17 protein-coding genes are annotated in these 19060 nt (G+C 71.6%); 11 read left to right on the forward strand and 6 right to left on the reverse strand.

All coding sequences use genetic code 11. The features are described 5' to 3' along the window. Together ACEJ41_RS00620 and fabG are read left to right on the forward strand one after the other, a co-directional pair. Window positions 1–432 (forward strand): phosphotransferase, encoded by a 432-nt coding sequence (locus ACEJ41_RS00620; protein WP_374014023.1) that lies wholly within the window; start codon window positions 1–3, stop codon window positions 430–432. 80 nt (window positions 433–512) lie between these two features. Next, window positions 513–1250, forward strand: coding sequence for a 3-oxoacyl-ACP reductase FabG (fabG, locus tag ACEJ41_RS00625; protein ID WP_374012876.1), 738 nt, complete (start codon window positions 513–515; stop codon window positions 1248–1250). A gap of 13 nt (window positions 1251–1263) precedes the next feature. Here fabG and ACEJ41_RS00630 read toward each other — a convergent pair whose 3' ends face one another. From ACEJ41_RS00630 to ACEJ41_RS00645, 4 genes are all read right to left on the reverse strand, one after another. After that, the gene (locus tag ACEJ41_RS00630) at window positions 1264–2514 is read right to left on the reverse strand and encodes a cation:proton antiporter (RefSeq protein ID WP_374012877.1); all 1251 of its coding nucleotides are present in this window, start codon (window positions 2512–2514) and stop codon (window positions 1264–1266) included. 93 nt (window positions 2515–2607) lie between these two features. Beyond that, window positions 2608–3366: a glycosyltransferase family 2 protein gene (locus ACEJ41_RS00635; protein ID WP_374012878.1), complete on the reverse strand. Its 759-nt coding sequence runs from the start codon at window positions 3364–3366 to the stop codon at window positions 2608–2610. After that, the gene (locus ACEJ41_RS00640; RefSeq protein ID WP_374012879.1) at window positions 3359–4144 is read right to left on the reverse strand and encodes a beta-ketoacyl synthase chain length factor; all 786 of its coding nucleotides are present in this window, start codon (window positions 4142–4144) and stop codon (window positions 3359–3361) included. Before ACEJ41_RS00640 ends, ACEJ41_RS00635 begins: the two co-directional genes overlap by 8 nt. Then, a complete protein-coding gene (locus ACEJ41_RS00645; RefSeq protein ID WP_374014024.1) occupies window positions 4141–5322 on the reverse strand; it encodes a beta-ketoacyl-ACP synthase in 1182 nt (393 codons plus the stop codon). The genes ACEJ41_RS00640 and ACEJ41_RS00645 overlap by 4 nt, the downstream gene beginning before the upstream one ends. A gap of 209 nt (window positions 5323–5531) precedes the next feature. Here ACEJ41_RS00645 and ACEJ41_RS00650 point away from each other — a divergent pair, with 209 nt between their 5' ends. The 5 genes from ACEJ41_RS00650 (at window position 5532) to ACEJ41_RS00670 (ending at window position 11787) form a co-directional block, all read left to right on the forward strand. After that, window positions 5532–5783, forward strand: coding sequence for a YcgL domain-containing protein (locus tag ACEJ41_RS00650; RefSeq protein WP_374012880.1), 252 nt, complete (start codon window positions 5532–5534; stop codon window positions 5781–5783). Continuing rightward, on the forward strand, window positions 5776–9087 hold the full coding sequence (locus ACEJ41_RS00655) for an ankyrin repeat domain-containing protein (protein WP_374012881.1): 3312 nt from the start codon (window positions 5776–5778) through the stop codon (window positions 9085–9087). Before ACEJ41_RS00650 ends, ACEJ41_RS00655 begins: the two co-directional genes overlap by 8 nt. Window positions 9088–9274: 187 nt before the next feature. Then, on the forward strand, window positions 9275–9853 hold the full coding sequence (locus ACEJ41_RS00660; RefSeq protein ID WP_374012882.1) for a hypothetical protein: 579 nt from the start codon (window positions 9275–9277) through the stop codon (window positions 9851–9853). A gap of 146 nt (window positions 9854–9999) precedes the next feature. Then, window positions 10000–10755 carry an energy transducer TonB gene (locus ACEJ41_RS00665; protein ID WP_374012883.1) on the forward strand — a complete coding sequence of 252 codons (756 nt, stop codon included), beginning with the start codon at window positions 10000–10002 and terminating at the stop codon, window positions 10753–10755. Window positions 10756–10899: 144 nt separating this feature from the next. Next, entirely contained in the window at window positions 10900–11787 is an 888-nt protein-coding gene (locus tag ACEJ41_RS00670) for a hypothetical protein (protein WP_374012884.1), read from the forward strand. 365 nt (window positions 11788–12152) lie between these two features. Here the strand turns inward: ACEJ41_RS00670 and rho are convergent, their stop codons facing one another. Together rho and trxA are read right to left on the reverse strand one after the other, a co-directional pair. After that, entirely contained in the window at window positions 12153–13901 is a 1749-nt protein-coding gene (gene rho / locus ACEJ41_RS00675; RefSeq protein ID WP_374012885.1) for a transcription termination factor Rho, read from the reverse strand. Window positions 13902–14134: 233 nt separating this feature from the next. Continuing rightward, the gene (gene trxA / locus ACEJ41_RS00680) at window positions 14135–14473 is read right to left on the reverse strand and encodes a thioredoxin TrxA (RefSeq protein ID WP_374014025.1); all 339 of its coding nucleotides are present in this window, start codon (window positions 14471–14473) and stop codon (window positions 14135–14137) included. 213 nt (window positions 14474–14686) lie between these two features. On the opposite strand from trxA, the gene rhlB reads away from it, so the two are divergent. The 4 genes from rhlB (at window position 14687) to ACEJ41_RS00700 (ending at window position 19049) form a co-directional block, all read left to right on the forward strand. Continuing rightward, on the forward strand, window positions 14687–16486 hold the full coding sequence (gene rhlB / locus ACEJ41_RS00685) for an ATP-dependent RNA helicase RhlB (protein ID WP_374012886.1): 1800 nt from the start codon (window positions 14687–14689) through the stop codon (window positions 16484–16486). An 81-nt stretch (window positions 16487–16567) separates the two neighbouring features. Continuing rightward, on the forward strand, window positions 16568–17254 hold the full coding sequence (gene ftsE, locus ACEJ41_RS00690) for a cell division ATP-binding protein FtsE (protein ID WP_374012887.1): 687 nt from the start codon (window positions 16568–16570) through the stop codon (window positions 17252–17254). Next, a complete protein-coding gene (gene ftsX / locus ACEJ41_RS00695; RefSeq protein ID WP_374012888.1) occupies window positions 17251–18207 on the forward strand; it encodes a permease-like cell division protein FtsX in 957 nt (318 codons plus the stop codon). The genes ftsE and ftsX overlap by 4 nt, the downstream gene beginning before the upstream one ends. Next, window positions 18207–19049 (forward strand): response regulator, encoded by an 843-nt coding sequence (locus ACEJ41_RS00700; protein ID WP_374012889.1) that lies wholly within the window; start codon window positions 18207–18209, stop codon window positions 19047–19049. The genes ftsX and ACEJ41_RS00700 overlap by 1 nt, the downstream gene beginning before the upstream one ends. The last annotated feature ends 11 nt before the right edge of the window (window positions 19050–19060 follow it).

A 19060-nucleotide genomic window follows, 5' to 3' on the forward strand; every position in this document is an offset into this window, starting at 1 on the left:
CTGCTGGACCGCGCAGGCATCCTGGCCTTGGTACCGCACCAGCAGGCCATGTGCCTGTGGGACGAAGTGACCGGCTACGACGCCGGCAGCGTGCGCGTGCGCGCATGGAACCACTGCGCGCCGGACCATCCGCTGCGCGCGCGTGGCCGGCTGTCCGCGCTGGCGTTGTGCGAGTACGGCGCCCAGGCGATGGCCGTGCACGGCGGGCTGCTGGCCCGCGAAGGTGGTGGTGGAGCCGGGCCCGGCGTGCTGGTGGCGTTGCGCGAGGTGGAACTGGCGGTGGCACGCATCGACGACCTGCCCGGTGCGCTGGACGGCGAGGCCGAGGTGCTGGCCGCCGGTGCCGGCAGCCAGCAGTATGCGTTTCGCATTTTCCACGGTGGCCGCCTGCTCGCCAGTGGGCGTGCGGCGGCCATGTCCACGCCTGTGTAGGGGCGCATGCACGCAACCACCATGCCCGGCGGATGCGACGCCTGCGCGGGCAGCGGCATTGGCGCTGGCACAATGGCGCGATGAACGAAGACCGTACCCTGCGCCGCGCCCTGGTCACCGGCGGCAGCGGCGACATCGGCGGCGCGATCTGCCATGCCCTGGCCGACGCCGGGCATGAGGTGATCGTGCACGCAGGCAGCAATCTTGCCCGTGCCGAAGAGGTCGCCGCCGCGATCACCCGGCGCGGCCTGCGCGCGCAGGCGGTGGCGTTCGATGTGGCGGACGCCGGCGCCACCGCCGCGGCGATGGCTGCGCTGCTGGAGCAGGGCCGCATCGACGTGCTGGTCAACAACGCCGGCATCCATGACGACGCGCCACTGGCCGGCATGAGCGATGCCCAATGGCACCGGGTCATCGACGTTTCGCTGCATGGTTTCCTGCACGTCACCCGGCCGCTGCTGCTGCCGATGGCGCGCGCGCGCTGGGGCCGCATCGTCAGCGTGTCCTCGGTGGCGGCGGTGCTGGGCAACCGTGGCCAGGCCAACTATGCGGCGGCCAAGGCCGGGCTGCATGGTGCCAGCCGCTCGCTGGCCAGGGAGATGGCCAGCCGCGGAATCACCGTCAACGTGGTGGCGCCCGGCGTGATCGAAGGGGCGATGACTGCCGGCCGCTTCCCGCCCGAGGCGCTCAAGCAGATGGTTCCGGCAGCGCGTGCCGGGCGTCCGGAGGAAGTGGCGGCGCTGGTGGCGTTCCTGTGCTCGGAGGCGGCCGGCTACGTCAACGGCCAGGTGATCGGGGTCAACGGCGGCATGGGCTGACCGGCGGCGCGCGTCACTCGACCATGCGTGCGCCGGCAGCCGGTTCGGTCGTGCCCCGGCGCCAGCCCGTCCATGCCAGCAGCGGCCCGGTCATCAGCGTGGTGATCAGCGCCACCAGCAGCAGCAGGGTGAACATCTCCGGGCCGATCAGGCCGGCGTCCAGGCCGACCTTCATCACGATCAGCTCGATCATCCCGCGTGCATTCATCAGCGAACCGACCGCGACGCTGTCACGCACGCTGTAGCCGGACAGCCACGCGCCCAGGCCACCACCGGACACCTTGCCCACCACCGCCACCGCCAGGACCAGCAGCAGGGCGCCCAGGCCGGCGCCGGTGAATGCTTCGGCGGTGGTGTCCATCCCGGCCAGGGCGAAAAACACTGGCATCAGCAGGACCAGCGCCAGGTGTTCGATGCGTTCCACCAGGCAACGCATCAGGCGGTCGTCGCGCGGCAGGCAGGCGCCGAACAGGAATGCGCCGAACACCGCGTGCACGTTCAGCCACTCGGTGGCCGCCGCGCACGAGAACAGGCCCACCAGCAATGCCGCCAGCACCGTGCCCGAGAGCGTGCCGTCGGCGGCATGGCGGCGCAGCAGCCAGGCGAACAGCGGCTTGAGCCCGGCGAAGATCACCACCAGCAGCAGCGCCAGGCCCGCCAGGGTGCGCATCAGCCCGGAATAGCCACTGCCTGCGGCCAGGGCGACCAGCAGCGCCAGCGCCACCCATGCGGCCACGTCCAGCAGGGCGGCCGCCGACAGCGACACGCGCCCGATCCGGGTCTGCTGCAGTCCGCGGTCCTTGAGGATGCGCGCCAGCACCGGGAATGCAGTGACCGACAGCGCCACGCCCAGGTACAGGGCGAAGGTCCACATGCCCACGCCTTCGGGCACCATCCGCGCGTGCAGCAGCGGCGCGATCGCAACGGCCAGGCCGAACGGCACCACCGCCGACAGCCCCGCCACCCGGGTCGCCGCCAGCACCTGCGCCCGCGCGCCTTCCGGCGCCCGCAGCTCCACGCCGATGACGAACATGAACAGCACCAGCCCCAGGGTGGACAGGGCCGACAGCGCCGGCAGCGAAGCGACCGGGAACAGGGAGGCGTGCAGGTCCGGAAGCGCGGCGCCGAACACGATCGGGCCGAGCAGGATGCCCGCGGCCATCTCGCCGATCACCGGTGGCTGGCCGAAGCGCGCAAGCAGCAGCCCGCACAACCGCGCCACGATCAGGATCACGGCCACCTGGACCAGCAACAGCCCCGCCATTTCGCGGCTCCTCCCCGTGGATAGCCGGACACTTATACCAGCACGGCGGGTGCGGCCACAGCGCAGGCGCCGGGTGGAGGGGGGCGGCCGGGGTCAGGCCTCGCGGTCGATCACCGGCGCCTGCGCCCGGACCCGCGCGTACTCGTTCCACACATCGCCGTGGGCAAGCACCTGGCGCACCACGTGCGAGGTGATCCGGTACAGGTCGCGCAGCGGCCGGAAGTGGCTGCAGCGCATCGGGTAGTCGGCGCCGCGGTAGCGGGTTTCCACCGGGATCGACACGCAGCGCACGCCGAGCCGGCGCGCGGCCGAGATCAGCAATTGCGCCTCGAACACGAAGTCCTCGCCGGGCACTTCGCCCAGTGCAAGCACTTCGGCCGGGTAGTAGCGCTGTCCGCTCTGGGTGTCGGCGATGCGGTGGCCGGCCGCCCAGGCCACGCCCCAGTCGCCGAAGGCATTGGCCATTCGCCGGTGGGTGGGTGCCGCGGCACGATGGCGCAGCCGCGCGCCGATCACGATCCGCTGCGGGTGCCGCGCGGCGGCGGCCAGCAGCCGTGGCAGGTCGGCCGGGTCATGCTGGCCGTCCCCATCGAGGGTAAGCACGCCGCAGGCCCCGCGAGCATGCGCTTCGGCAAAGCCGGTGCGCAGCGCCGCACCCTTGCCGCGGCGCTGCGGATGGCGCAACACCGTGACCGGCAGGCCTTCCAGGCATTGCGCGGTGCCGTCATCGGAACCGTCGTCGACCACGATCACCCAGGGGCAGTGGCGCAGGGTCTGCTCGACCACCTCGCGGATGCGCAGCGATTCGTTCAATGCGGGGATCACCACGGCCGGGTTGCGCAGCTCAGCCATGGGCAATCCCGATCCGCAACGCCTGGTTGTCGCCCGCCGGCAGCACCGCCCCGGCGGCCTGGTCGGCCAGCGCCGCCATCAGGGCCAGCATCGGCGCCATCGCATTGCCCGGCGCCACCTGCACCGGCGGCGGGGTCGGCGTGGCACCGACATCCAGGCGCGCAGTCAGCCGCGGACCGGTACCTTGCGCGCCCCGGGCCAGTACCAGTGCGCCACCCAGCAGGCCGTCGCTTTGCACCAGCTGGCGCAGCAGGCCGCTTGATGCCCCGTCGTAGCCCACCAGCAGCACCGCCTCGGTGCCCGTGGCCAGTTGCGCCAGCGCCTCCAGCAGGCCCAGCGCGAATGTGCCGGGTCCGGCGCTGAGCGCAGTGGCCGGCTGCATCGCGCCCGTGCCGATGGTCCAGTAGCCGGCGGCGGCGTTGTGCACCGAGTTGTGGAAGCGGATCGGCGAGATTTCCGTCGGTGCGCGCACAAGCGTGTCGCACAGATGGTCGTTGATGGCCAAGTCCCCGAGGGTGCAGGCGAACACCGACGGCAGCCCCGCCGGGTCGCGCTGCGCGGCGGCGCAGGCGGCCTGTGCGGCCTGCAGCGCCACCAGCACCGTGTCCGGTGCGCGCCGGCGCTCGTTTGGCGGCAGCAGCATCGGTGCAGGCCTGGCCGCTGCGTCGATCGCGGCTGGCGCGCCGCGGCGCAGGGCGCAGAACGCGTCCCAGGACGGCACGCCGGGCGCCCACAGCCCGATGCCTTCGACGGTGGCGGTCAGGACGGTCTCGTTCATGCGCGCGCGAACACCAGCGAGCAGTTGTTGCCGCCGAAGCCGAAGGCATTGTTCATCGCGTACTCGATGTCGGCGCGCGCGTTGTCGAACCGTACCTGGGGGCCGCAGACCGGGTCCGGATCGCGGCTGTTGAGGATGCCGGGCAGCACGCCTTCGCGCAGGGCCAGCAGCGTGAACGCCGATTCCACCATGCCCGCCGCGCCAAGGGTGTGGCCGGTCCAGCCCTTGGTGGAACTGGCGTGCAGCTGCGCCGGGAACAGTGCGGCCACCGCCTGTGCCTCCACCGCATCGTTGGCCGGCGTGGCGGTGCCGTGCAGGTTGAGGTGGCCCACCCGTGCGGGCTGCAGGCCGGCGCGGGCCAGCGCGTCCTGCATCGCCAGGCGTGCGCCCAGCCCTTGCGGGTGCGGGGTGGACATGTGGTGGGCATCGCTGGATTCGCCGTAGCCGAGCAACCAGCCCTGCGCGCGCGCGCCGGCGGACTCGCGTTCGAGCAGCGCAAACCCGCCGGCCTCGCCCAGCGACAGGCCATCGCGCCGCGCATCGAACGGGCGGCAAGGCTCGGCCGAGACCAGCTGCAATGCGTTGAATCCGAACAGCACGCTGCCGCACAAGGTGTCGACGCCGCCGACGATGGCCGCATCGGCCACCCCGGCCTGCAGCAGCCGCGCCGCATGCGCGAACACCTTGGCGCTGGACGAGCAGGCGGTGGCCACGGTCATGCATGCTCCGCGTGCGCCGGTGGCCACGCGCACGAAATCCCCCAGCGAATGCGGGTTGTGCACCCGCAGCGCCACTTGCCCGGGTTGCATGCGGCCGGCATCGGCCTCCAGGTAGGCGCGCTCGGTCTCGCCAATGCTCGAGGTGGAGGTGCCCATCACCACCGCCACGCGCCCGGCGCCATGGCGGGCCACCGCGGCGGCGGCGGCGTCGGCAAAACCGTCCTGGCACAGGGCCAGCCAGGCCAGGCGGTGATTGCGTGATTCCCAGATGCTCCAGGTGGCCGGCAGCGGCGCGTCCTCGAGCCCGTCGACGCGGCCGATCCAGCACTCCAGCGGCAGTCCGGGCAGGTCGTTGCGGCGCAGCCCGCCACGGCGTTCACGCAGCGCGTCGAGCTGCGCCGTCATGCCGCTGCCCAGCGCGGTGGTCGCGGTGCAGGCGGTGATCGCCAGGGGCGCGATCTGCGGAATGTCGGTCGGAATGGCCAAGAGCGGGTGGGTGGTGGCGGGCGTCGGCTGGCGCGCGAGTATAGCCACAGCCGCCCCAAGGCTTGTTCGACGTACGCCGGGGGCAAACTGAACGCCCATGCCTGCGCGCTTCCGCGCCTGCCGTATTTCCGACACAATCGCCTGGATTCCCCTTTCCCCCGAGGGTGGCGCGGCGCGCGCGCATGCAAGCCTACGTCTACAAGAGCCTTCGCAAGGTTGATACCTACGTGTATCTGGCCGCGCGCGATGATTTTTCGCGGGTGCCCGAGCCGCTGCGCGCGCAGCTGGGTGGGTTGGCATTCGTGCTGGAGGTGGCCTTGACCCCGCAGCGGCGCCTGGCCAGGGCCGATGCCGACGTGGTCCGCGGCAACCTTGCGGTGCAGGGTTTCCACGTGCAGTTCCCGCCGCTGCCGCAGGTCCAGGCCGGTGCCTGAACCCGGTATCCGCCGCTGGCCGCGCGCCGCCTGGGGAGCAGGGGTTTGCGGCATCGTCCTTGCGCTGTGCACCGGATTGGGCGGCGTGCCGGCCCTGTTGGCCGGACTGCTGGCGCAGCCGGCGCTGGCAATGGCGGTCGCCCGGGTGCGGCGCACCGCTCCGGTGGCGACGGACCATCGCGCGCTGGCCCGCTGGGGGCTGGCGCTGCTGGCCGTGTGGAGCTGCGGCCTGGTGCTGGCGTGGATGCTGCTGGCATGGCCACTGGCCGCCGTGCTCCGGCACGGCAGCCTCGGTGCCGCGCTGGGCCTGAGCGCGATGGCGACCGCGCTGGTGCTGGCGCTGTGGCGGACCTGGCCGATATGGCGCGCGCTGGAAGCCGAAGGCGGCAGCATGCTTGCGCTGTGGCAGCGCCTGCCGCAGCAGGAGGCCGGGAGCTGGTCCGGGCTCGGTGCGGCGGTGGCGGTGGCGCTGGCCCTGGCGGGCGTGCTGCTGGCGGCGTGGCCGCAGTTGCTGCCGGATGCCGCGCGCTGGCCGCTGGCGGCGGTCTATGCGCTGGCCCTGCCGGGCTTGCACCTGTGGTTGCAGCGGACCCCGCCGCCGGCAATGGGTGCATCGCCGCTGGATTTCCTTGTCGGCCAGGCGGACCCTGCCGATGCGGCCGATCCGGCGGCCACCGTGCCGGTCGATGCGGTGGCACTGTCGGCCGAACTGTATGCGGCCGCACGCGGCGGCCGGGTCGATCGCGCGCTGCAGCTGCTCGATGCCGGGGCCGATCCGCTGGCGCCGCCGCCGTCCGGCGAGCGTGACCGGCGCAGCCTGGCGGCGATGGCCGCGGTGCTGCCGGACCTGCGGCTGCTGCGTGCACTGATCGCCCGCGGCATCGACCTCAACCCCCGCGACGGCAGCATGAGCCCGCTGCTGGCGGCCACCCGCGACAGCTGGCACGGCCGCCCGGAAGCGGTGATGACCCTGCTGGCCAATGGGGCCGACCCGCGTGCGCGCGATGCCGAGGGCAACACCCCGCTGCACCATGCCGCGCGCAGCACCGACCCGGGCGTGGCCGCCTTGCTGCGCGATGCCGCCGCCGACATCGACGCCCTCAACCACGAGGGCCATGCACCGCTGGGGGTTGCCTGTGCAGCCGGCAACTGGCGCCTGGCGCGGTTCCTGCTGGAACGCGGTGCCAGCCCCGAGCCGGCGGGCGGCCAGCCGGTGCTGCTGGCCGCCGCCGGTACCGAGGAGGACGATCCGGCCGGGGTGCAACTGCTGCTCAAGTTCAAGGCCAAGGTCGGCGCGACCAGCCGCGACGGGCGCACCACATTGCATGAAGCAGCCCTGGCCGGGCATGCCGACATCGTCGCCGCATTGCTGGCCGCCGGCGCCGATCCGCACTCGCGCGATGCCGCCGGGCGCACGCCCTGGCTGGAAGCGGCCCGGGCCCTGCGCGGCGGCGTGCTGGAACAGCTGCTGGCTGCCGGCGTGGCAGTGGCGGCGACCGATGCGGAGGGCCGCAACGCCCTGGTCCTGGCAGCGGCGGCCGAGCGCGCATCGCCGGCACTGGTCAAGCGCCTGCTCGATGCCGGCGTCGACCCCGCCCAGGCCGACTCCGCAGGGCGGCGTGCGGTCGATCTGGCGGCCGAAGCCGGGCGCTGGACGGTGGTTGCTGCGCTGGACCCCGGCTATCCGTTGCCGGCGGCCGTGGCCGACACCGTGGCCGCTGCACCCGCACAAGCCGACGAGCGTCCACCGCTGGCGCTGTTGCGCGATGGCCTCCAGGCCGGCCAGTGGGAGGGCCTGGCGGCGTTGGCCCGGCTGTGCTCGGCCGCCGAGCTTGGCAGCCTGCTGCACGATCCCGCACTGCGCCTCCAGCCGCAGGTGCTGGCCTGGTTGCTGGACCAGGGCGCCGACGCCGATCTGGTGATCGACGGCGAAACCGCGCTGAGCGCATTGCTGGGCCAGGGTGGCGAAGGTGCCGCGGCGATCCGGTTGCTGCTGGCCCGCGGCGTGTCGCCGGCCGGGGCCGGCGGGTTGGCGCGCTTCCTCGCCGCATGCGTGCAGCGCGACCAGGCCGGGCAGGAGCACGAACCGCTGGCGCTGGACCTGTTCACCCAGGGCGCCGACCCGTTCGCGCCATCGGCGGCGGGTGATCCGCCGTTGTCGCTGGCGGTGCGCCTCGGGTGGCCGCGGCTGCTCGAAGCCCTGCTGGTGTCGGGCATCGACCGCGAGGCCCGGGACAGCCACGGCATGACCGCCTTGCACTTGGCCGCAGCGCTGGGTCGCGAATCGGCGCTGCGCCGGCTGGTGGCGCAGGGCGCCTCGCCCGAAGCGCGCGCCGCCGATGGGCAGACGCCCCTGGGCGTGGCCCTGGCCAGTGGCCGCCGCGACCTGGCCGACTGGCTGGACTGGCGCGGCTGGCCGTTGCCGCGGCGCCCGCTGCGTGCCGCGGACGTGGTGGCCGCAGCGATGGCCGGCGATGCCGATGCGGTCCATCGCCTGCTCGAGCTGGGCTTTCCGGTGGACGCGACCGACGCCCAGGGCTGCACCGGCCTGCTGCGCGCCGCAGGCGGCGGCCATGCCGCGGCAGTGGACCTGCTGCTGGCACGCGGCGCCGATCCACAGCACCCCGCGCACAGTGGCGCCACTCCGCTGTCGGCGGCGGTGAGCATGCGCCAGACCGCCATCGTCGCCGCCCTGCTCGATGCCGGCGCCGACATCGAACACCGCCTGCCCGGCGGGGTGACCGTGCTGATGCTGGCCTCGGCGCTGGGCCTGGCCGACATCGCCGCGCGCCTGCTCTCGGCCGGTGCCGACATCCTGGCCTGCGACAGCCAGGGCCTGGCGCCGCTGCACTGCGCGGCGCTGTACGGCTTCACCGCGCGCGACCGCCCGCGCCTGCTGGCCTTGCTCGACACCCTGCTGTTGAACGGCGCCGAGCCCGACCAGCCGGCCGCCGGCGGGGTCACGCCGCTGCTGCTGCTGCTGGGTGCGCGCGCCGAACCGGGCAGCCCCTGCGACGAGGGCGTGATCCTGGCCGCGATGGAGCGTCTGCTGGAAGAAGGTGTGTCGCTGGATGCGCAGGAACCGCGCGGCTTCGGCCCGCTGCACCTGGCTGCGCTGCACGGCCTGGGCAGCGTGGTCCAGCGCCTGCTGCGCGGCGGTGCCGACCCGGACCTGCGCGATACGCTCAACCGCAGCCCGCGCGAGATCGCGGTGATGCGCGGTTTCGTCGACGTCGCCGCAGAATTCGCCCCGGTGCAGCCGGGCGTGTCGATGGCCCGGTTCCTGCGCGAGCCACGCGGCTGACGGCCGTACCGGCGGTGCCCGCCGAGGGCCCGCCACGCCGTTGGACCCCCATGGCGTACCCCTCGTCCGAGCATCCCGCAGGCTGCGATCCGGCAGCCTGCGCCCGGGCTAGACTGCCGCGTCCAGGAAGAGGCGGTCGGCCGTTCTGGCGTGCGTTCCGCGCAATGTGCCTAAGGGGAGGCAAGCAATGAGCAGCCGAGCGCTCGTCCTGTTGGCGGTGTTGGTCCTGGCTGGCTGCAATCAGCCGCCCAACCCCATGCCCTATGCCTCCACCGCGCTGGAGAAGATCGAGGTCGTGGATGTCGAGTACGACGTGTCCCGCTTCTGGAGTTGCGGCTGGAGTGGCAAGTGCCCGCGCAAGACGTGGCGCTACTGCCTGGCGGTCACGCCACTGACCGACGACGCAGCGGTGAAGTGGTACGGCACCTACCACCGTGAGCAGCTGGAAAGCGCCCGTTCGAGCCTGGCCAGGGCGGCGCGTGCCGGCATTGGCGACCAGCCCGTTCCGCCGGTGCAAACCCACGCCTCGGACGGTCGCCCGCTCGAGCAGTACGAAATCGAGGAAGCGCAGGAGGCGCACGCGGTGCAGGTGCGGATGCAGCGCTTCCGTCGTGATGTGCAGCTGTACGACAGCGGCGATCCCGGGTTCCGCACGGAAATCATCGAGCAGATGAAGGCCGGCATCCGCATGCAGGCGTATTTCAGTGTCGCCGGCTCCGGCAGCGAGCGCAGCTCGTATGGCTGGATCCTGACCCCCGGCTGCTGAGTACGATGCGTCCACCCCAGCGCCCTGCATCCACGAGAGGAATCGGCATGCGCAGTCCATGGTGGTTGGTGTGCGTGTTGTGTGCCGCAAGCGCCATCGCACCCGGCAAGGCGCCGCCCGTGCCGGAAGCGGAAGCCGGGATAGGCGTGGAAGGCACGATCCTGGTCGGACCGGAGGGCAAGGCCCTCGACTACCAGCTGCGCGATCCGGACGCGTTGCCGGAGGAAGTACGCCGGTACCTCGAGTACCAGATTCCGCGCTGGGAGTTCGAGCCGCCGACCCTGGACGGGCAGCCGGTGGCCTTGCACAACCGCATGTCCCTGCACCTGAAGGCGGTTCCGCATGCCGACGGTGGCATGCGCCTGCAGCTCCACGGCACGTCCTTCCTGCCCACCCAGGTGCCCGCCGACTACGACTTGACCCCGGACCGGCTCGCGCTGCCCGCGTATCCGTCCGTCCCGTGGAGCCCGGTCACCTACCAGGTGGGTGCGACCGTGTACGTGGTGCTGAAGGTCGGCCGCGACGGGAAGGTGCTGGACCTGCTCGACGAGCAGGTGAACCTGCATTTCGTGCCGGAGCCCGGGACGGCCGCGATGTGGCGCAAGCATTTCGCCCGCGGCACGCTGCGCACGGCGCGCGGATGGACGTTCCACCCACCCACCAAGGGCGAGGCGGCCGCCGAGTCCCATTGGAGCGTGCGGGTGCCGGTCCAGTACACCGCGGTGGACGAGGAGGTCCGCTACGGGCAGTGGCACGCCTACGTGCCGGGGCCGCGTCGGGCGGTGCCCTGGTTGCCCGCCGAGGAACAGCGCGCGCCGCTCGAAGGCATGGCCGCCAGCCACGCCCATCCGGTCGGGCAGGGCGGCGGCCTGAAGCTGCGCCCGCCACCGGAAGGAGGCTGAGCACCAGCCAGCGTCGCGGGCAAGCCGCGCCCGAACCAGTTCCACCGCAGGCACCGGCCCGGCCGGCGTCCGCACCGCGTTTCACCGACACCATGGAGGATGGCAATGAAATGGAATTCACCGCGTTTGACCCTGTCTGCCCTGTTGGCGCTGTGCCTGGCAGCCGCGCACGCACATGCCGGCGCCATTGTTGAAGACGCCGCAGTGGCTGCCGGTCTCCACGGGCAGGAGGTCGATGCTGTTCCTGCACCCGCGGCGCCAGCGGTCACGGTCGAACTTGTGGCTCGGCCGCAAACCGGTGCCGAGACGACGTCGGACCTGCGCCTGGTGACCCGCGGCGACACCGCCAAGGTCACCTCGCTCAAGGTGGCCGGCGCCCTGCTGGGGGCGTTTGCCGGCGGGCGGCATCACACCACCGGTTTCAGCAAGGAGCAGTTGAAGGGGAAGCGGCTCGAGGCACTGCCCGATCCCACCGGCGCGCTGATGCTGCCGATGCTGGAACAGCGGATCGGCGCGCTGCTGCAGTCCCGCTCCGGCCACTCAGCGGCGCCGGCCGCGCTGCGGATCATGGCCACCCCGGGGGACTGGACCCTGATCTACCAGCACCTGAAGCGCTCGGACACGCCCTACGAGCTGCGTTACCAGGCGTCCATCTCGGCCGAGGAGGCGGGCGTCGACGGTCCGGGTCCTGCGCGGTGGATGCCCACCGTGCAATGCAGACCCGAGCCGCAGGCCATGCCCCTGGGCCTCTGGCAGGAAGATGCGTATGCGCAGGTGCACGGCGTGGCGGCCGACTACGCGCGCCAGTGCGCGGATCTGGTCGAGGCCCAGGTCGGCGAATGGCTGGCGATGCTGGACGCCCCGCCCCCATCGGAGACGGACGCGGACGCGGACGTGGATGTGGATGCTTCCGGAACTGCGGAGGACGCCGCGGCCGTTGTCCAGGTCGTGGCCATCGATCCGTCACTGCCCGGCCTCCGCGACCAGCATGCGCCGGCCACCGCCGACGTCCACCAGAACGCGGAGCAGTAGACGCGCGATGCCCGATGCGGCCATCGCCGGAGGGCAGCATCGGTGGCTGGCGGCCTCGTCTGCGGATGCGGTGACTTCCCGTCAGCAGGCATCGCACCACACCGTGTCGCGTTCATCGGCCCCCACATGCAGGAGCCGGTCTTGCCGGCGACCGCCAGCTGGAAAACGGCCTGCCGGCGATCCGCCAGCCATGCAAGGTCGCCGAGAGGCATCCAGCCGCCAGGCCGGGACCGCGGGACATGGGCGGCAGCACACCACATGCCCAAGCGCCGCCGCACTGCACCCGGAGGCTGCCCGCACCCGGGCGACGAACCAAAAAGAAGCCCCGCCTGGGCGGGGCTTCCGTGCGCTGGCGGTGCAGCGCCTCAGCGCTTCATCGAAGCGAAGAACTCGTCGTTGGACTTGGTGTTCTTCATCCGGTCCAGCATGAACTCCATCGCCCCGATCTCGTCCATCGGGTGCAGCAGCTTGCGCAGGATCCAGATCTTCTGCAGCAGCTCCGGCTCGATCAGCAGGTCCTCGCGGCGGGTGCCGGAGCGGTTGATGTCGATGGCCGGGAACACGCGCTTCTCGGAGATCCGGCGCGACAGGTGCACTTCGGAGTTGCCGGTGCCCTTGAACTCCTCGTAGATCACCTCGTCCATCTTGCTGCCGGTGTCGATCAGCGCGGTGGCAATGATGGTCAGCGAGCCTCCTTCCTCCACGTTGCGCGCAGCGCCGAAGAAGCGCTTGGGCCGGTGCAGGGCGTTGGCGTCGACGCCGCCGGTGAGCACCTTGCCTGAGCTGGGCACCACGTTGTTGTAGGCGCGCGCCAGGCGGGTGATCGAGTCGAGCAGGATCACCACGTCCTTCTTGTGCTCGACCAGGCGCTTGGCCCGCTCGATCACCATTTCGGCCACCTGTACGTGGCGCGCAGCCGGCTCGTCGAAGGTGGAGGAGATGACTTCGCCGCGCACGGTGCGCTGCATCTCGGTCACTTCTTCCGGGCGCTCGTCGATCAGCAGCACGATCAGGTGCACGTCCGGGTGGTTGGTGGTGATGGCGGTGGCCATCTGCTGCATCATCATCGTCTTGCCGGCCTTGGGCTGGGAGACGATCAGCGCACGCTGGCCCTTGCCCTGCGGCGCCATCAGGTCGAGGATGCGGCCGGTGATGTCCTCGGTGCTGCCATCGCCGCGCTCCAGGCGGAAGCGCTTGCGCGGGAACAGCGGGGTGAGGTTCTCGAACAGGTTCTTGCTCTTGGACGCCTCGATCGGCTCGCCGTTGATCGTGTCGACCACGCTCAGGGCGAAGTAGCGCTCGCCATCCTTGGGCCAGCGGATGCGGCCGGACAGGTGGTCGCCGGTGCGCAGGTTGAAGCGGCGGATCTGGCTGGGCGAGATGTAGGTGTCGTCCGGGCCGGCCAGGTAGCTGGCCTCGGCCGCGCGCAGGAAGCCGAAGCCGTCGGGCAGGATCTCCAGCACGCCGTCGGCGGCCACGCCCTCGCCATGCCGGGTCAGTACCTTCAGCAGCGCGAAGATCACGTCCTGCTTGCGCGCACGGGCCACGCCCTCGTGGATCTGCAACTGCTCGGCGATTTCCAGCAGCTTGTGCGCGGGCATCCGCTTCAGGTCGCCCAGCGAATACTGGGGGAAGCCCTCGGGCACGCTCGGATGCGGACGCGACACGTGCTGCTGCTGGCCGTTGCCGTCGTCCTGCATGTCGCCATCGTCGCGGCCGCGCTCGCGCTGGCGGTCGCGGCGGTTGCGGAAGCGCTCGCGCCGGTTGTTGCCGTGGCGGCCACCTTCGCGCTGCTCGCGCTCGCCGCCACCACCGCTACCGTCGCCACCCTGCGGGGCCGCGCCGCCCTCGTTGCCGGCGTCCTGGCTGGCCGGTGCCTGGCCGGCACTCGCCGCGGGCGCCGCTGCCGCGGCCGCGGCCGGAGCCGAAGCTGCCGCCGGAGCCGGAGCCTGCGGAGCCGGGGCTTGCGGAGCAGCAGGGGGTGCGGGTGGCGAGCCGGCCGCGGGGGCTGGCTCGTGCGCGGCTTCGGCCGGCTTGGTCACGCGCTTGCGTGCACGCTTTTCGGCGGGTGCGTCATCGCTCCCGGTCGCTTCAGGCAGGGTGTTATCGGACAAGACTGCGATTCCTCGCTGGAAGGTGCGAGCGCCCTGGGACGGGCGGAGGGACTCGTGGGGTGGGTGCGCCGGAGGGGACGGGAATACCGCTTCCCGGCGAGGTGCGGCCACCGAAGGTGACCGGATTGGATGACACTAGCACCGCTTCCGGGGCTGCGGCAAGCAGGGCCTTGCCCCGGTTCAGGCAATGGCAGGACGGCGCAACACCGGCCGTCCAGCCATCCCGGAAGCACTCAGGCCGCCGCGCCCAGGGTCTTGTCGATCATCTGGGTGAGCTGGCCCTTGCCGACCGCGCCGACCTGGGTGGCCTGCACCTGGCCATCCTTGAACAGCAGCAGCATCGGGATCGAGCGCACGTGGTACTTGATCGCGGTGGCGCGGTTCTGGTCGATGTTGACCTTGGCCACCTTCATGCGGCCGTCGTAGGCCTGGGCCAGCTCATCGACGATCGGCGAGATCATCTTGCATGGGCCACACCATTCGGCCCAGAAATCGACCAGCACTGGTTCGGCGGATTGCAGCACGGCGCTGTCGAAATCGGCATCGCCGATATGCATCACCTTGTCATTCACTTGGGGGGTCTCCATGGGGATTGCCTGCGAACGGGCCGTCGGGTAGGCCCGCGCATTGGGGTAAACTGGGGCGTTCCGCAGGGTTGTCAAGGGGTCCGCCATCCCCATAGACGGCCGCACAACCCGGTGCCGAGCGCAGTGTGCGGCGGCCGGGAACCCGATGCAAGACCGCTGCCGGCACCTCCGCACAGGCGGCCCCATGAAGACTGGATGATGAGCGACAAACCGCTGACCGATATTGTTTTTTCCTCGTTCGACCTGCACCCGGCATTGCTCGCGGGGCTGGAGTCGGCCGGGTTCACCCGATGCACGCCGATCCAGGCGCTGACCCTGCCGGTAACGCTGGTCGGCGGCGATGTGGCCGGCCAGGCGCAGACCGGCACCGGCAAGACGCTGGCGTTCCTGGTGACGGTGATGAACCGCCTGCTCACCCGCCCGGCGCTGGCCGAGCGCAAGCCGGAAGACCCGCGCGCGCTGATCCTGGCGCCGACCCGCGAGCTGGCCATCCAGATCCACAAGGATGCGGTGAAGCTCGGTTCCGAGCTGGGCCTGCGCTTCGCCCTGGTCTATGGCGGCGTGGACTACGACAAGCAGCGCGAACTGCTGCAGCAGGGCGTGGACGTGATCATCGCCACCCCGGGCCGGCTGATCGACTACGTCAAGCAGCACAGGGTGGTCAGCCTGCATGCCTGCGAGGTGTGCGTGCTGGACGAGGCCGACCGCATGTTCGACCTGGGCTTCATCAAGGACATCCGCTTCCTGTTGCGGCGCATGCCCATCCGCACCGAGCGCCAGACCCTGCTGTTCTCGGCCACCCTGAGCCACCGCGTGCTGGAGCTGGCCTACGAGCACATGAACGAGCCGGAAAAGCTGGTGGCCGAGGCCGAGTCGATCACCGCCGCGCGCGTGCGCCAGCTCATGTACTTCCCGGCCGACGAGGAGAAGCTGCCGCTGCTGCTGGGGCTGCTCTCGCGCAGCGAGGGCACGCGCACCCTGGTGTTCGTCAACACCAAGGTGTTCGTCGAGCGCGTGGCCCGCGCCCTGGAGAGGGCTGGTTACCGCGTGGGCGTGCTGTCCGGCGACGTGCCGCAGAAGAAGCGCGAGAGTCTGCTCAACCGCTTCCAGAAGGGCCAGCTCGAGATCCTGGTGGCCACCGACGTGGCCGCGCGCGGCCTGCACATCGATGGTGTCAGCTCGGTCTACAACTACGACCTGCCGTTCGACGCGGAGGATTACGTCCACCGCATCGGCCGCACCGCCCGCCTGGGCGCCGAGGGCGATGCCATCAGCTTCGCCTGCGAGCGCTACGCGATGGGCCTGCCGGACATCGAGGCCTACATCGAGCAGAAGATCCCGACCGCGCCGGTCACCGCCGACCTGCTGGTGCCGCTGCCGCGCACGCCGCGCGCGTTGCCGGCAGGTGGCGCCGACGAGGGCGACGAGGGTGAAGGCGAGAGCATCGGCCAGATCTTCCGCGAGGCGCGCGAGCAGCGCGCGGCCGAGGAGGAGCGCCGTGGCGGTGGCAGCCGCAGTGGCAGCAGCCGTGCAGGTGGCAGCCGCAGTGGCGGCAGTGGCACAGGCGCGCGCCGTGATGGCGAGCGCCGTCCGCGGCGCCCGCGTGGCGAGGGCGTGGCGCCCGTAGCCGGCACTCCTGCCCCGGCCACCGCCGTGGCGGCTGCCGAAGGCGCGGCTCCGGCTGGCGATGCGCCGGCGGCGCCGGCACGCGCGCCGCGGCGTCCGCGTGTGGAAGGAGACGCCCGGCCTGCGTCCGTCGAGGCCGGTGCCGAGGGCGAACGAGCGCCGCGCAAGCGTCGTCGCCGTCGGCGTGGCAAGCCCGTTGACGGTGCTGCCGCCGATGCGGCTTCGCAGTCGCAGGGCCGTGCGCCGAAGCCGCAAGCGGGCGGGCGCCAGGGCCAGCCGCAGGCACCGGCGCGGCCTGCACCGGCCGAACAGGGCGATTCACTGTTCAGCCGCATCGGCCGCAAGCTGCGTTCGCTGGTTTCGGGAAGCTGAGTTCCCCGGGGCACGGGTGCGGGGCCGCCGTGCTGGCGTGCACCGTATCCCCCCGGGCGCAGGCCCCGGCATAATCGCCGCATGAGCGTGCTGCGATTCGACAGTGTCAGCAAACAGTATCCCGGCGGCCACCAGGCGCTGGTGGACGTGAGCTTCGAGGTGGCCGAGGGCGAGATGTTGTTCGTCACCGGCCACTCCGGTGCCGGCAAGAGCACCCTGTTGCGGCTGATCCACCTGTCCGAGCGGCCCACCCGCGGCACCGTGCTGCTGGGCGATCGCAACCTGCAGCGGGTGCGCGGCGGCAAGGTCGCCCTGCATCGCCGCCAGGTCGGCGTGGTCTACCAGGATCATCGCCTGCTTACTGATCGCAGCATCGGCGAGAACGTCGCCCTGCCGCTGATCCTGCGCGGCACCCGGCGGGCGGAGATCGGCAAGCGGGTGCGGTCGGTGCTCGAGCGCATGGGCCTGGGCCACCGCGAGAAGGCGTTGCCGTCGCAGTTGTCCGCGGGCGAGCAGCAACGCGTGGGCATTGCCCGGGCGATCATCGCCCAGCCACCGCTGCTGGTGGCCGACGAGCCCACCGGCAATCTCGACCCGACCCTGGCCGCCGAGATCATGGAGCTGTTCGCCGGGCTGCCCGAGCGCGGCACCAGCGTGCTGGTGGTCAGCCATGACCTGCCTCTGCTGCGGCGCATGCGCAAGCGCGTACTGGTGCTCGATCACGGCCGCCTGGTCGATGACATCTCGCCACAGGACCTGGCCGAATGACGCGCGCCACGCACGCCAGGCCTGCAGCGGCGGACACGCCCTCGCGTCCGCGGGTCTGGCTGGACCAGCATCTGCACAGCCTGGCCTTCAGCCTCGGCCGGGTGTTGCGCAAGCCGTGGGCCACGTTGCTGACCGTAGCGGTGATGGGCCTGGCGTTGGCGTTGCCGCTGGGGTTGTCGATCGTGATGGACAACCTGCGCCATTTCACCGGCAGCGTGCAGCAGTCGCGCGAGATCGGCGTGTTTCTGAAGATGGACGTGGCGGCGGACGCGGCGGCGACGCTTGCCGGGCGGCTGCGCGCGCGCGCCGACGTGGCCGCGGTGGAGATACGCACGCCGGAGCAGGCGCTGGCCGGTTTCCGCCAGGGCAGCGGCCTGGGCGAGGCGATCGATGCGCTGGGCCAGAACCCGCTGCCCACGCTGCTGGTGGTGGTGCCGCAGGGCAGCGACGATGCCGCCCTGGCCGGCGCGCTGGAGGCGCTGCCGGAGGCCGACCTGGTCCAGCACGATGCACTGTGGCGCCGTCGCCTGGATGCGTGGCTGGGCTTCGGCCAGCGCGTGGTCCAGGTGTTGTCGGTGCTGCTTGGCCTGGGCGCGTTGCTGGTGGTGGGCAACACCGTGCGCCTGGACATCCAGTCGCGGCGCGAGGAGATCGGCGTGCTGCAGTTGCTCGGCGCCAGCGATGGCTTCATCCGCCGGCCCTTCCTCTACCTGGGCGTGTGGTACGGCCTGGGTGCAGGGCTGCTGGCGCTGGGCCTGATTGGCGCCGCCGGCCTGGCCCTGCGCGATCCCCTGGCCGCGCTCAGCGCCAGCTACGGCAGCGCCTTCGCATTGAAGGGACTGGATGCCTTGCACTCGGGAGTGGTATTGGTGGGGACCATCCTGCTGGGGTGGCTGGGAGCCTGGGCGGTCACCGGTCATTTCCTGCGCCAGACCCGGCCTACGGAGACCTGATGGCTTCGCACGAGCTCAAGCACCTGATCAGCGACGCACCGCGGGTAATGGTGGCCGACGGCTCCAAGCTGGTGCGCAAGCTGATCGCCGACGTCCTCAAGCGCGAGCTGCCGAACGTGGACGTGGTCGGCTGTTCCAGCATCGCCGAGGCGCGCCAGGCGCTGGAAGCCGGCGCGGTGGACCTGGTCACCACCGCGCTCTCGCTGCCCGATGGCGACGGCCTGGAACTGGCGCGCAGCGTGCGCGAGGCAGCCGGGCAGGCCTACGTGCCGGTGATCGTGGTATCCGGCGATGCCCAGCAGCACCTGGTCGAGCGCCGTTTCACCGAGTACGTCACCGACTACTTCGACAAGTCGCTCGGGCACGAGGCGCTGGCCGAGTTCATCCGCGGCTACGTGCAGCCGCAGGCCATCCCCGGTGCCACCGTGCTGTACATCGAGGACAGCCGGGTGGTGGCCGAAGCCACCAAGCGCATGCTCGAGCGCCAGCACCTGAACGTGGTGCACGTGATCACCGCCGAGGAGGCATTCGGCCTGCTCACGGTCGAATCGCTGGGCCGCTCCAAGCACAAGACCGACCTGGTCCTGACCGACGTCACCCTCAAGGGCGAGCTCAGCGGGCGCGACGTGGTCCAGCGCATCCGCGTGGATTTCGGTTACGGCAAGCGCCGCTTGCCGGTGCTGGTGATGACCGGCGACGCCAACCGCCACAACCAGTCCGAGCTGCTCAAGGCCGGGGCCAACGACCTGGTGCAGAAGCCGATCGAGGAGCGCCTGCTGGTGACCAAGGTGCTGTTCCAGCTGCGCCTGGCGCGGCTGGACGGTGCAGCGGAGCCGGGTTGATGCAGCGGCCG

This window comes from Pseudoxanthomonas koreensis (assembly GCF_041890415.1).
Lineage (GTDB): Bacteria > Pseudomonadota > Gammaproteobacteria > Xanthomonadales > Xanthomonadaceae > Pseudoxanthomonas > Pseudoxanthomonas koreensis_A.